Source organism: Actinomyces urogenitalis (assembly GCF_002861525.1).
Classification (GTDB): Bacteria; Actinomycetota; Actinomycetes; order Actinomycetales; family Actinomycetaceae; genus Actinomyces; species Actinomyces urogenitalis.
The window spans coordinates 165774-179692 of the sequence record NZ_PKHA01000003.1; the positions used below are offsets into that span (position 1 = coordinate 165774).

Consider the following 13919-nt stretch of genomic DNA (forward strand, 5'->3'; position numbering starts at 1 on the left):
CCCCCCCCCCCGAGGAGGAGGCCGGTGCGCAGATCGGTCGTTAGTCTCGGTCTCACGACCGACACCAGGAGGCCCTGTGCTCCAGATTTCTCGCCTGTCCAAACGCTTCGGCTCCCTGCAGGCGCTGAACGAGCTGTCCTTCCATGTTGGCGACGACGAGCTGGTCGGCTTCGTCGGGGCCAACGGCGCCGGCAAGTCGACCACGATGCGCATCGCGATGGGGGTGCTGGAGGCCGACTCAGGAACCGTGACCTGGGACGGGCAGCCGGTGGACGCCGGCCTGCGCCGCCGTATCGGTTACATGCCGGAGGAACGCGGCCTGTATCCCAAGATGAAGGTCGAGGCCCAGCTGACCTACCTGGCCCGGCTCCACGGCGTGAGCAAGGCCCGTGCGCAGGAGGCCGCGCTGGAGTGGACCGAGCGCCTGGGCATCCAGGCCCGCCGCGGCGACGAGGTCCAGAAGCTCTCACTCGGTAACCAGCAGCGTGTCCAGCTGGCCGCGGCCCTCGTGGCTGACCCGGCCCTGCTCATCCTGGACGAGCCCTTCTCCGGCCTGGACCCGGTGGCCGTGGACGTCATGAGCCAGGTCCTGCGTGAGCGGGCTGAGGCCGGTATCCCCACGCTCTTCTCCTCTCACCAGCTCGACGTCGTTGAGCGCCTGTGCGACCGGATCGTCATCATCCGCTCCGGCCAGCTGGTTGCCGCCGGCACGATCGAGGAGCTGGCTGCCACCGCCTCCCCACGCTGGAGGGTCGTCATCGACGACGGCGCAGCGGCCGCCGGGGCACCGGCTGCCACCAGCCAGACGGAACCGAGCCCCCTCTCCCCCGCTCTGGCCGGTCTGCCGCAGGTCGAGGTCAGCCGGGACTCCCATGGCCGCCTCATCGTCACAGCGTCCGGCCAGGACGAGCAGGAGCTGCTGGCTGCTGCCCGTTCCCTCGGCACCGTGCGCGAGCTGGGACCGGTGCGCAAGCCGTTGACCGAGATCTTCCGCGAGGCACTCACCGCACCGGCTGTCGACGGCGAGAACCCGCCCCGCACCGAGGAGACCACACGATGACGACCACGAGCACGACTACCCGTCCCTCCGGCGCCACGCCCGACGCCTCCATGTCCGCCTGGGCCGAGATCCGGCTCGTGGCCGGGCGCGAGCTGCGCACCCAATTACTGAAGAAGTCAGCCGTCATCTCCCAGATCATCATGATGGTGCTGGTCGTGGCCGGCATCGTCGCCTACGGCTACTTCTCCGGCGGACAGGACGAGCCCTACCGGCTGGGTGTGACCGGGAGCAGCGCCACTGCGGTCCAGGCCCTCACTGACGCCGCCGGCTCTGAGCTCACGACCTCCTCTGGCCGGCCCGTCGAGATCGTGGACCTGACGGGCCAGGACCCGGCCACCACGCTGGGCGAGGACAGTGCGGACCAGGCCGGGCACGTCGACATGGTCCTGGACCTCGCTGCCGACCAGCCCGAGCTGATGGTCCAGGAGAAGGCGGACCAGGGTGTGGTGGCAGCGCTGAGCGCCCTCATCCAGCAGCGCGCGCTGGCCGACCAGGTCGCTGCCCTGGGTGGGGACCCCGCGGCGGTGAGCCAGGCGGTGGCTGAGGCAGCTCCGAGCGTGACGGTCCTGGACCCGCCGTCGAGCGACCGAGCGGACGCCGGGGTGCGCTACACGACCCTCATGATCGTCAACATCCTGCTCTTCATCGTCATCATGGGTGGAGGCCAGGTCATCGCCATGGGCGTGGTGGAGGAGAAGTCAAGCCGGATCGTGGAGATCCTCCTGGCCTGCGTGCGCCCGACCTCCCTGCTGGCCGGCAAGGTGATCGGGACGGGTCTGGCCGTCATCTCCTCCTACGCGCTTATCGCCGTCGTGGCCGCCGCGACCGCTGCCGTCATGGACGTCCTGCCGAACACGGACCTGCGTCTGGACTCGGTGGTGGCGGTCATGCTGGTGTGGATGGTCGTCGGTTTCGCGACCTTCGCGATCCTCTTCGGGGCCGCAGGCGCCCTGGTCAGCCGTCAGGAGGACATGGGCAACGTGACCATGCCGATCATGATGCTGGCGATGGTGCCCTACATGCTCTCCTTCGTCATGGCCATGGGCAGTCCCCAGTCGGTGGTGTGGCGGGTTCTGGCCTACATCCCGCCCTTCTCCGCCTTCCTCATGCCGGCACGCCTGACCTTCGGGTACTCCGACTGGGGTGAGCAGGCGATCGCGCTGGCGATCGCGCTGGCAGTCCTGCCCCTGCTGGTGCGCCTGGCCGCTCGCGTCTACACCCGGGCTGTGACCCGCATGGGCGCCAGGGTCCCGCTCAAGGAGGTGCTGGGACGCCGGGCCGCCTGATCCTGCGTCATCGCGCAGCCGGCGGTGCTGGTCAGCGCATGTGGGCCGTCCCAGTACTGCCGGGATGCCTCACTCAGCCAGCTCGGGGAACCAGATCGCGATCTCGCGCTCGGCTGACTCATCCGAGTCCGAGCCGTGGATGAGGTTCTCGATGGCGTCCGTGCCCCAGTCACGCCCCAGGTCCCCGCGGATCGTGCCAGGAGGCGCCGTCGTCGGGTCGGTCGGGCCGATCAAGGAACGCAGCCCCTCCACCACACGGTGCCCGCGAGCTACCACCGCCACGAGCGGACCGGAGGTCATGTACTCCACGATCGAGGGGTAGAAGGGCTTGTCCACGTGCTCGGCGTAGTGACGCTGGAGGATCTCAGGCGTGGCGATCTCACGGCGCAGCGCGATGAGGTCATACCCCTTGGCGTCGATACGGCGCAGGATCTCCCCGGTGAGGTGACGCTGGACGGCGTCAGGCTTGATAAGGATGAGGATGCGGCCCGGGGCCTCAGCCATGGCACTCCTTCGGTAGACGGTACGTATCTCCCGCTCCACCATGGCCCGGACAGGCCAGGAGGGGCGAGGTCGTGCTGCACGCTACACGAGGCAGCCAGCTCCCGGTAGCACCCTCGCGTCCCTCAGCGAGGGTCAGCTCTCCTGGTCCACGGCGGCCAGCGCGGTGTCCGCGGCAGCCTGGATGAGCAGCGCCGTCGAGCAGGCTCCGGGGTCCAGGTGCCCACGCGAGCGCTCCCCCAGGAAGGAGGCACGTCCCTTGCGCGCCTTGAGGGGCAAGGTCTCCTGCGCGCCCTCGTGCGCCGCCGTGGCCGCAGCCTGGAGGACCTCGACCGGGCCCTCGCCGCGATCGGCGGCCTGACGCGCCGCAGCCGCAGCGGGCTGCCAGGCGTCCAGCATCGTCTTGTCCCCAGCCTCGGCCCGTCCCCGCAGCCTCACGGCGTCAGCTGCCTCCTGGAGCATCTGCGCCACCTGCGCACCATCGACCTGCGCGCCGTCGACCGTGTGGGAGGCCCGCAGCATGGCCGTGCCCAGCAGCGGCCCGGCGGCACCGCCCACCGTGGTGATGAGCGAGGTCGCCACCAGCTGGAGCACCTCCCCAGCCGTCGTGGGAGCCTGCCCCGCAGCCGCGATCTCGTCCAGTCGCGCCACGGCAGCGTTGTACCCACGCTCCAGGTTCGCGCCGTGGTCGCCGTCGCCGATCGCTGTGTCCAGGGCGGTCAGGGCGTCGCGGTGCTCCTGCACCACGACGGCGCTGCGTCGTACCCACTGGATCGCCCACTCGGCGTCGAGGCTCATGCCATCTCCTTCTTCAGTTCGTCTCATGCGCACTCACGCGCACCACCCGTATGCTTGTTTAAGTCTCCCACGCCATTCCACCTGTGGCGAGGTCTGGGAGCCCACACCCGTCTCAGGCGCGGTGGAACAGCGCCCTGGCCTCAGCCGCCAGGACGACGGACCCGACGATGAGCACGCCTGAGGCCGTCATCGGAGCGTCAAAGCCCTCGGACAGCGCCACGGCCTGCTCGACGCCGGAACCCAGGTCCTCGGCCACGATGACACGGTCCTCGCCGTAGACCTCCCGCGCCACGGCGGCCAGGTCCTCGACCTCCATGGCCCGCGGAGAGTCCATGGGGACAACGACCACGGCGTCCGTCGCCGGCTCCAGGACGGAGAGGATCCCCTCGACGTCCTTGTCCGCCATCGCCCCGACCACGGCCACCAGGTGCTGGAAGCCGAAGGCCTCCTGCACGGCCGGGACCAAGGCGGACACGCCGTGCGGGTTGTGCCCGGCGTCCACGATCACGGTCGGCGAGGAGCGCAGCACCTCCAGGCGCCCGGGCGAGGTCGCCGCAGCGAACCCGTCCTGGACCACCCGGGCCGGCAGAGCCCGCCCGGCGAAGACCGCCTCCGCCGCGGCCAGGGCGAGCAGGGCGTTATGAGCCTGGTACTGCCCGTGCAGGGGGATGAAGACGTCCTCGTAGGTAGCTGCCGCCGTCTTGAGAGTGACCATCTGTCCCCCCACAGCCAGCGTGCGGTCCACCACCTGCAGCACTCCGGCGTCCGTGGCGTCCGGGTCTTCCTGCGTCCCCAGCTCGCGGCGCCACACCACGGCGTGGGCCGCAGCGGCCTCAGCGATGACCTCCTGGGCCTGGCGAGGCTGGGTGGAGGTGATGAGGGTGGCGCCATCCTTGATGATGCCGGCCTTGTTGGAGGCGATCTGCTCGATCGTGTCCCCCAGCCAGGCCTGGTGGTCACGGCCGATGGGCGTGATGACCTCGACGGCGGAGTCGACGACGTTGGTCGAGTCCCAGGTACCGCCCATGCCGACCTCGATCACCGCGACGTCCACCGGGTAGTCGGCGAAGGCCGCGAAGGCCATGACGGTCAGGACCTCGAAGAAGGACATCCTCGGGCCGCCGCTCGCCTGCGAGCGCTCGTCCACCATGGCGACGTAGGGGGCCACGTCCTCCCAGGCGGCGATGAAGCCCTCCTCGCTGATGGGCTCACCGTCCAGGCTGATGCGCTCGCGGATGGTGGCCAGGTGCGGGCTGGTGAACCGGCCGGTGCGCATCCCCGTGGCCGCCAGCAGCCGCTCGGTCATCCGCGCCGTCGAGGTCTTGCCGTTGGTGCCGGTGATGTGGACGACCGTGTAGGTGCGTTCGGGGTGGCCGATGATGTCGAGGACCGCCTCGACACGCTCCAGGGAGGGCTGGACCTTGTGCTCAGGGGCGCGAGAGAGGATCTCGGCCTCAACCTGGCGCATACGCGCCGAGACCTCGACGCCGTGGGCGGCTGCGCGCAGATCGGCCTGGTGCTGCTCGATCTCGCTGGCCAGCTCCTCACCCAGGTCGGTGGGATCATCCGCCTGCGGCAGGACCGGCTCCCACTGGTCCCACTGGTCCCAGTCGTCGCTGTCGTCCTCGTCGACCTCAGCGAGCAGGGCGTCGAGCTGGTCCAGGTCGCCGGAGCCCGTCGAACCCAGCATGTTGTGAGCCACCAGCTCACGCAGGGCCTGCAGGTCCTCTTCCTCCTGTGCCGCCTCGCGCTCGGCCTGCGAGATACCGGCCTCACGCACCTGCGCCAGGGTCAGGGACCCGTCCGGGCCTACCAGCGAGTCCTCCTCCTGCGCGGCCTCCAGGTAGGGCATCAGCGCGGGATCAATGCCCTCGATGCCGGCGATGCGCCCCTCGGCCTGGGCGGCGAGCTCCGCGCGCAGGGCCTCCAGGCCCTCACTGGGCCGGGCATCGCCGAAGACGGCGTCGACGACCTCCTCGCCCTCGGCGCCCTCAGGGATACCGAAGGCGGCTCCCGGGTGCTGGCCGGTGACGTCGTCGTGCGTGGTGGACATGCTGCGCTCCCCTGCTCGTGTGCGGACCTGGGCCAGCCTAGCCACCGCTGACCGCGCGGTGCTCACGCAGCCGTCCGCTCACGGTGAGACCGATGCGAGAGGGGTCACGCTGGAGGCCTGACGCCCCTGCCCAGCATGGGCGGCCGGGCGGGGCAGTCCGTATGATCCGATATATATAGACAGTGCGCCGCGTCGCCATGGCGAGGCGCAGGCAACAGGTACCGCCCCTGCGGGCCGTCACAGGCAAAGGAGTCACCCATGGACACCAGCACCGCTCCCCTCACCGAGCTTCCTCCCGTCGGCGCGTGGCTGAGCGACATGGACGGCGTGCTCGTGCGCGAGCACCGCGCCCTTCCCGGGGCCCAGGAGTTCCTCGACGCGCTGAAGGAGAGGGATCTGCCCTTCCTGGTGCTGACCAACAACTCGATCTTCACCAACCGTGACTTGTCCGCGCGCCTGGAGCGCTCGGGCCTGGAGATCCCCGAGGACCGGATCTGGACCTCGGCCAACGCCACGGCGGCCTTCCTGTCCCAGCAGTCGCCCCGTTCGTCCGCCTTCGTCATCGGTGAGGCCGGCCTGACCACCGCCCTGCACAACGCGGGCTACATCATGACGGACCAGGACCCGGAGTACGTGGTGCTGGGCGAGACCCGCAACTACTCCTTCAACGCGCTCACCCACGCGATCCGGCTCATCGAGAAGGGCGCCAAGTTCATCGCCACCAACCCTGATGTCACCGGCCCCTCTGACGAGGGCACGCTGCCGGCCACCGGGAGCGTGGCAGCGATGATCAAGGCCGCCACCGGCCGCTCGCCCTACTTCGTGGGCAAGCCGAACCCCGTCATGATCCGCGCGGGTCTGAACGCCATCGGCGCCCACTCCACCACGGCCGCGATGGTCGGTGACCGGATGGACACCGACGTGCGCGCCGGCGTCGAGGCGGGTCTGCGCACCTACCTGGTCCTGTCCGGCTCGACCTCGCGTGAACAGGTCTCGCTCTTCCCCTTCCGTCCCTTCGCCATCCACGACGGTATCGGCGACCTCATCGCCCACATCGAGGCCGGGGACTGACGGGGTCTCTCCCCCCCCCCACGAGACGGCGCCGCCACCTTCACACAGAGGGTGGCGGCGCCGTCGCGCTCAGCAGGTCTCAGGCCGTGGCGACCTCGGCGCTGGGCTGGCTGCCCTCCGGGCCGGTGACGAGGTCGATCGCCACGCAGCTGGTCTCAGCCTTGATGAGGTCGAGGTGGGCTCCTGTCCAGGCGTCCTTGTCCGCCGGGACCGTGAGGGTCAGGCGGGCCGGAGCGCCGATCTCCAGGTCGGCGGCCTTGCGCTCGTCCTGGACCAGGCGGATGAGGTCACGCGCCCAGCCCTCGGCCTCCAGCTGCTCGTCCAGGGCGGTGTCGAGCACGATGAAGGCGCCCGAGGCCAGCATCGTGGCAGACAGGGACTCGTCCTCGACGTCGATCCGGTTGGTCAGGGTGAAGGCTGAGTCCTCGGCCTCCAGCACCACCGCGGCGCTGTCCAGGACGACGGCGTCAAAACGCACGTCCCCGTCCTCGGTCAGCGTCCACTCCCCTGCCTTGACGGCGGCGAAGAGCTTAGAGGTGAGCTTGCGGACCTCAGGGGCGAAGGCACGCGGGTTGAGGGTGAGCACCTGCTCCACGTGGTAGCCGGCGTCGGCCGCGTCCAGGATGCGCACCTCCTTGACGTTGACCTCCTCGGCGATCAGCGAGCGGAAGGGAGCCAGACCCGCCGGGTCCGAGGTGGCGATGGTCAGCGTGCGCAGCGGCTGACGCACGCGCAGCTTCTCCGCCTTGCGCAGGCTCAGCGCCGCCGAGACCGCGTCACGGGCCTCGTCCATGGCAGTGACCAGCGCCTGGTCGGCCACGTGGGCGGGCAGGACGGGCCAGTCGGTCAGGTGCACCGAGCGCCCGCCGGTCAGTCCACGCCAGATCTCCTCGCTCACCAGCGGAGCCAGCGGCGCCATGACCTCGGTGAGCACCCGCAGCACGGTGGCCAGAGTGTCGAAGGCCGGGCGCCACACCTGCTCCTCGGCGTCGGAGAAGCGCGAGCGGGAGGTGCGCAGGTACCAGTTGGTCAGCACGTCGATGAACTCACGCACGCTGGCGGTGGCACCGGTGACGTCGTAGGCGCTCATCTGGGTGCGCACCGTGTCCGCCAGGTCCTTGACGCGGGCCAGGACGTAGCGGTCCATGACCGCCAGGCTTCCGCGCGGGCCAAACAGGGAGGGGTCCGTCAGGTCCAGGCCGTCACTGACGTACCCCTGGCCGCCATTGACCTTGCCGGCGTAGAGGGTGAAGAAGTACCAGGTGTTCCACAGCGGCAGGAGAACCTGACGCACGGTGTCACGGATGGCCTGGTCCGTCACGGAGAGGTTGCCTCCGCGCACCACCGGACTGGACAGCAGGAACCAGCGCATCGCGTCGGCACCGTCGCGGTCGAAGACCATGTTGACGTCCGGGTAGTTGCGCAGGGACTTGCTCATCTTCTGCCCGTCCTCACCCAGCAGGATGCCGTGGGAGACCACGGAGGTGAAGGCAGGACGGTCGAACAAGGCGGTAGCCAGCACGTGGAGGAGGTAGAACCAGCCGCGGGTCTGGCCGATGTACTCCACGATGAAGTCCCCGGGGTTGTGGGACTCGAACCACTCGACGTTCTCGAAGGGGTAATGCACCTGGGCGTAGGGCATCGAGCCGGACTCGAACCAGCAGTCCATGACGTCGGGGATACGGCGCATCATCGACTTGCCGGTCGGGTCGTCCGGGTTGGGACGCACCAGCTCGTCGATGGCGGGGCGGTGCAGGTCGGTGACCTTGACACCGAAGTCGCGCTCGAGCTCAGCGAAGGAGCCGTAGACGTCGCGCCGCGGGTAGGCCGGGTCGTCGGACTCCCACACGGGGATCGGGGCGCCCCAGAACCGGTTGCGCGAGATCGACCAGTCGCGCGCACCCGCCAGCCAGTTGCCGAAGATGCCGTCCTTGATGTGGGACGGGGTCCAGGTGATCTGCTGGTTGAGCTCGATCATACGGTCACGGAACTTGGTCACGGCCACGAACCAGGAGGACACGGCCTTATAGATCAGCGGCTTACGGCAGCGCCAGCAGTGCGGGTAGCTGTGGACGTAGCTCTTCTGCTGGACCAGGACGGCACGCTTGGCCTCCTCACGCCGGGCCATGGGGCCCGAGGCGTCACGCAGGTCCACCGTGATCGGCTTGTTGGCCTCGAAGACCTGCAGGCCCTGGTAGTCATGGACCTCGGAGGTGAAGCAGCCGCCGTCGTCCACCGGCAGGACGGGAGCGATCCCGGCCTCCTGGCACACGAACATGTCATCCTCACCGAAAGCCGGAGCGATGTGGACCAGGCCGGTACCGTCCTCGGTGGTGACGTAGTCGCCGGAGATGATGGTCCAGCCCTTGGGGCCGGGGGCCGCGCCCTCGGCACGGTGCCCGGCGTCGTCGTAGTAGTCGAAGATCGGGTGGTAACGCCGCCCCACCAGCTCCCTGCCCTTCAGGCGTGCGAGGATCTCGGGCTCCTCGCCCAGCTCCTTGGCGTAGGCGCCCAGGCGAGCCTCGCCGAGGACCACGTCCGCTCCGGCAACCGGGGAGTCGAGGTCCTCGGGAACGTGGACGATGACATAGTCGATGTCGGGGCCGGCGGCCACGGCCTCGTTGGAGGGCAGGGTCCACGGCGTCGTCGTCCAGATCAGGGCCAGCTCGGGGGTGGTGGCGCCCTCACGCAGCGGCTCCTCCAGGCGCAGGCCCACCGTGACCGTGTTGTCCTGACGGTCCTGGTAGACGTCGTCATCCATCTTGAGCTCGTGGTTGCTCAGCGGCGTGCGGTCGTGCCAGCAGTAGGGCAGGACGCGGTAGCCCTGGTAGGCCAGGCCCTTGTCATACAGGGTCTTGAAGGCCCAGATGACCGACTCCATGTAGTCGGGGTTGAGCGTCTTGTAGTCGTTGTCGAAGTCGACCCAGCGCGCCTGGCGGGTGACGTAGCCCTCCCACTCATGGGTGTAGCGCAGCACCGAGGAGCGGCAGGCCTCGTTGAAGGCCTTGATGCCGATGCCGCCGGGGCGGGTGATCTCGGAGACGTCGTCGATGCCGAGCTCGCGCTGGGCCTCCAGCTCGGCGGGCAGGCCGTGGGTGTCCCAGCCGAAGCGGCGCTCCACGCGCTTGCCCATCTGGGTCTGGAAACGACCGACGGCGTCCTTGACGTAGCCGGTCAGCAGGTGACCGTAGTGGGGCAGGCCGTTGGCGAAGGGCGGGCCGTCGTAGAAGACAAACTCGTTGGAGTGGCCGTTGTCGTCGTAGGCGGGGCGGAAGTCAACCGACTCCTTGAAGGTGCCGTCCTGCTTCCAGTAGGCCAGGACCTCCTCCTCCATCTGCGGGAAGGAGGGCGAGGGGGACACGCCGGCCCCGTCGCGGTGCAGGGGGTAGGCGGCCGGGTGGAAGGACTGGCCGGTGTGGGTGGTGGCCTGGGCGTCAGCCATGGGGTGCCTCGCGTCGTGCTCGTGAACAACCGTGTCTCACGAGGACGACGCCGCACCTCCCTCGTGCCCTGGCAGGCCGAGGGCGGGCGGTACCGCGGTACCACCTCGCTTGCCGCGCACGAGGCGCGACCGCTCCTTGGGAGGCTGTACGGGCCTCACCCGCCCGGGTCTAGTGAGGCTGACGGCGGCGCGTGCGCGACGTCGTCGGCCCGTTCTTCCGGGAGGCTCGCCGGTGATACCCGCAGGCCGTGAGGCTGCGGCCGGGTCAGTGCCTGATTGGCGCCGAGTGTATCCGGGCGGGCCTGGCAGGCACCAGCCTGGGCGGCACACCAGGAGCGTCAACCTCGCCACACTGCCCTAGCGCGCCACGGGCTCGCGGTTACCCAGGCGTACCTTCTCCACCTTCTTCTCCGTCTCGAAGTCCGATTCCTTGAAACCGAAGAAGTACGTGCACACGAAGGACACGACCAGAGTGACCACCGAGGCGATCCAGAAGCCGGTGAAGGAGGAGTTAAGCCCCTCGGGGTTGACGAAGGAGGGGAAGCCGACGAAGGCGCCGATGAAGCCCCACATGTTGACGTCGAAGAGCCCAGTGAGCAGGCCGCCCACGGCTCCACCGATCGAGGCGGTGATGAAGACCCGGCCGTACTTGAGGTTGAGGCCGTACATGGCCGGCTCGGTCACCCCGCACATCGCCGAGATCGTGGCAGGTCCTGCCAGGCGCTTGACCCGTACGTTCTTGGCATTGATCCAGATCGCCAGCGCCCCACCGCCCTGGGCGATCATGGACACCGAGACGATGGCGTTGAGCGGCGAGTATCCCGGGTCGGCGATCTGCTGGGAGATGATAGGGATGACGGCCCAGTGCAGGCCGAAGATGACCAGGCACTGGTACAGGCCACCGATGACGAAGCCCGCCACTGGGTAGGACAGGGAGAGCACCCAGGTCATGCCAGAGGCGATGGCTCCCGAGATCGTCATGACGATCGGGCCGAAGACCACGAGCACGAGGGCGGAGACGATGAAGATCTCCAGCAGCGGGGCAAAGATCGATCGCACGACGGCGGGGATGACCTTCTTCAGCCAGGGCTCGATGCGCGAGGCCAGCCAGGCTGCCACGATGATCGGGAAGATGGAGTAGGCGTAGGCGTTGCCCTCCGGCAGCGCCACGGGCAGGCCGAAGAAGTCAGAGTTGAAGACGGTACGTCCGATCTGAGCGGTGACGGTGTGGCCCTCGGTGGCCGGGTTGGACATGGCCACAACGCTGGGATAGGTCAGCACCCCACCGATGATCGCCACGATGATGGGGTCCGCCCCCAGGCGGCGGGCCGCGGTGAAGCCGATGATGATGGGCAGGAAGTAGAACATCGACGAGCTCATGGCGTCGATGAAGGTGTAGGTCGGGGTCCCGGAGTCCACCACGTCGAGCTGGGTGAGCAGGGCCAGGATGCCCTTGAGGATGCCGGAGGCCGCCAGGACGCCGATGACCGGGATCATGGAGCCGGTGATGACACCGATGAGGCTGGAGAAACCGTACTCCCCGGACATCGGACGCCCGTCCTGATCCACCGGCCCGAAGGGAGCCCGTGCCGGTCCACCGAACTTGCTCACCCAGTTAGTGGGCAGCGAGCCGTCAGCCTTGGCGGGACGGATGTAGAAGTAGTCGCGGTAGCGCTGGTGGCCTGCAAGCGCGGCCTGGAACCAGGCGTGCTGGGTGGAGACGTGGTTGAGGACCATGTCGAGCATGGGGCTGATGCCGTGCGCCGCCAGCGCCTGGGTCAGAGCGTCAAAGTCCTCCATCGCACCCATGGCCGGGTCGATGGCCCGGTAGTCGGCGATGTCATAGCCGTTGTTCCGCCCCGGTGAGGGGTAGAAGGAGTTGAGCCAGACGTAGTCCACCCCGAGGGAGGCGATATAGGGGACCTTCTCGATCACCCCTCGCAGGTCCCCGACGCCGTCGCCGTCGGTGTCCCGGTAGGACTTGGGGTAGACCTGGTAGACGACGGCGTCGTGGAAGCCGTGCTGGGCTCTCATGCCACTCCTCACTTACGCAATCTGGACTCAGCGTGTGATTGAGTACGCACCGTTGACGACGGTTGCGCAAGCCCCGCCAGCTCGGCTCAGGTAGGCGTAGGCAGGATCAGGCTGACTCAGACAACGTCCTGGCCGGTCCCCACGATCCCGGTCCCGGCCGCAGAGTCGGAGGTGGAGCCAGAGCCCTCATCCTGAAGGACTCCGCTGCCACCTGATGATCCACCCTCATCGCCCGAGTCCTGCGAGTCAGAGCCCTGCGAGCCCGAGTCAGGCGTGGTCCGCCCTGCCTGTCCAGATCCGTCCTGCCCCTGCTGCCCCGAGGCTCCGGGCCCCTGGCCGCCCATGCCACCAGGGCCACCCTGGCCGCCGCCACCAGGTCCGCCCTGGCCACCCGGTCCGGCAAACGAGCCCTGCTCCGGCTCCCCGTCAGAGCCCACCAGGGCATGGGTACCCCAGCCCAGTCCGAAGGAGGCTGCAACCACCGCGACACTGGCGGCCACGCGCACCGACAGACGGCGGTACCACGGTTTCCGAGCAGCCGCCGCCTCAGCGGCCACCAGACCGAGCAGGCCATCGGCGCCAGCCACAGGCTGAGCAGGGGTGAGGTGGGAGGACGCGCCATCGCGCTGCAGCGTCGGCGCCTGCTCGCCACCCTCGGGCTGCTTCGGTTCCCCAGCCGTGGGCAGCGTGGCCGTCACCTGCTGATACTGGACAGCACTGCCTTGCGGGGATGCGTCGTCGTGCGCCGGAAGGCTGCCGGTGGGCTCGTCGTGGCCGCTCATGAGTCTCCTCTCGGGATCCCCTCCACTCCTGTGGAGTTACCCCCGAGACTACGAGCGTCCCCTCATTGCCTTCTGACTAGTTCTTATGACCTTTCTGTGACCCTGATGGGCTCACAGTGTCCGCGCGACGACGGTGTTGGAAGCCTGCGCTCGCGGCCGGACGATGAGGGAGTCAATGTTGACGTGGGCCGGTCGCTCCAGGGTCCACACCACGCACTCAGCCACGTCCTCGGCACTCAGCGGCGCCTGGACACCGGCATAGACCGCCTCCGCCCTGGCCCGGTCACCATGGAAGCGGTTAAGGGAGAACTCCTCGGTCGCCACCATGCCCGGAGCAACCTCGATGACGCGCACCGGCTCCCCCACCAGCTCCAGACGCAGGGTGTTGGCGATGATGCGCTCGGCGTGCTTGGCCGCGACGTAGCCGGCGCCTCCCGGGTAGGTGTCATGGGCAGCGGTCGAGGTCAGGAACAGCACATCCCCTCCACGCTCACGCAGACCGGGCAGGAAGGCCTGAGTCACCGCGAGCGCGCCGAGCACGTTGCGCTCGTACATCGCGGCCCACTCCCCTGCCTTCCCGTCAGCCACCGAGTCCGTCCCCAGGGCGCCACCGGCGTTGTTGACGACGGCGTCAACCGGGCCGCCCGCCAGCACCTCGCGTGCCAGGCGAGCGACGTCGTCGGGCTCCTGCAGGTCCGCTGCCACCCAGCCGCAGCCGGTCTCGTCAGCCAGTGCCTGGAGGCGCTCAGCCCGCCGAGCGGTGGCGACCACCTCCCAACCGTGACGGCGCAGGAGACGGACGGTGGCTGCTCCGATCCCGGTGGAGGCTCCGGTGACGACGGCGCGGCGGACGGGGGCGGTGGAGGTGGTAGTCATAGGAGCATTCTCCCGC

The 13919-nt window shown here is 69.0% G+C and carries 10 protein-coding genes; 3 read left to right on the top strand and 7 right to left on the bottom strand.

The window, feature by feature from the left end; genetic code table 11:
* Window positions 1-76 precede the first annotated feature (76 nt).
* Together CYJ26_RS04865 and CYJ26_RS04870 are read left to right on the top strand one after the other, a co-directional pair.
* Window positions 77-1060, top strand: a complete 984-nt coding sequence (locus CYJ26_RS04865) for an ABC transporter ATP-binding protein (protein ID WP_034237193.1) — start codon at window positions 77-79, stop codon at window positions 1058-1060.
* Window positions 1057-2346, top strand: coding sequence for an ABC transporter permease (locus CYJ26_RS04870; protein WP_081945004.1), 1290 nt, complete (start codon window positions 1057-1059; stop codon window positions 2344-2346). Before CYJ26_RS04865 ends, CYJ26_RS04870 begins: the two co-directional genes overlap by 4 nt.
* Window positions 2347-2415: 69 nt before the next feature.
* Here the strand turns inward: CYJ26_RS04870 and ndk are convergent, their stop codons facing one another.
* From ndk to CYJ26_RS04885, 3 genes are all read right to left on the bottom strand, one after another.
* Window positions 2416-2850, bottom strand: coding sequence for a nucleoside-diphosphate kinase (gene ndk / locus CYJ26_RS04875; RefSeq protein WP_024035071.1), 435 nt, complete (start codon window positions 2848-2850; stop codon window positions 2416-2418).
* A gap of 132 nt (window positions 2851-2982) precedes the next feature.
* Window positions 2983-3645, bottom strand: coding sequence for a dihydroxyacetone kinase subunit DhaL (dhaL, locus tag CYJ26_RS04880; protein ID WP_101638053.1), 663 nt, complete (start codon window positions 3643-3645; stop codon window positions 2983-2985).
* Between the two features lie 112 nt (window positions 3646-3757).
* Window positions 3758-5698, bottom strand: a complete 1941-nt coding sequence (locus CYJ26_RS04885) for a bifunctional folylpolyglutamate synthase/dihydrofolate synthase (protein ID WP_101638054.1) — start codon at window positions 5696-5698, stop codon at window positions 3758-3760.
* Between the two features lie 258 nt (window positions 5699-5956).
* Between CYJ26_RS04885 and CYJ26_RS04890 the strand changes: the two genes are divergently transcribed.
* Window positions 5957-6769 (top strand): HAD-IIA family hydrolase, encoded by an 813-nt coding sequence (locus tag CYJ26_RS04890; protein WP_006548673.1) that lies wholly within the window; start codon window positions 5957-5959, stop codon window positions 6767-6769.
* 79 nt (window positions 6770-6848) lie between these two features.
* On the opposite strand, the gene ileS is transcribed toward CYJ26_RS04890, so the two are convergent.
* From ileS to CYJ26_RS04910, 4 genes are all read right to left on the bottom strand, one after another.
* The gene (gene ileS, locus CYJ26_RS04895; protein WP_006548672.1) at window positions 6849-10211 is read right to left on the bottom strand and encodes an isoleucine--tRNA ligase; all 3363 of its coding nucleotides are present in this window, start codon (window positions 10209-10211) and stop codon (window positions 6849-6851) included.
* 357 nt (window positions 10212-10568) lie between these two features.
* Window positions 10569-12245: an alpha-amylase family glycosyl hydrolase gene (locus CYJ26_RS04900; RefSeq protein WP_101638055.1), complete on the bottom strand. Its 1677-nt coding sequence runs from the start codon at window positions 12243-12245 to the stop codon at window positions 10569-10571.
* A 116-nt stretch (window positions 12246-12361) separates the two neighbouring features.
* The gene (locus CYJ26_RS04905) at window positions 12362-13027 is read right to left on the bottom strand and encodes a hypothetical protein (protein WP_101638056.1); all 666 of its coding nucleotides are present in this window, start codon (window positions 13025-13027) and stop codon (window positions 12362-12364) included.
* Between the two features lie 111 nt (window positions 13028-13138).
* Complete coding sequence (locus tag CYJ26_RS04910; protein WP_006548667.1) at window positions 13139-13903, bottom strand: SDR family NAD(P)-dependent oxidoreductase; 765 nt, start codon at window positions 13901-13903, stop codon at window positions 13139-13141.
* Window positions 13904-13919 lie beyond the last annotated feature (16 nt).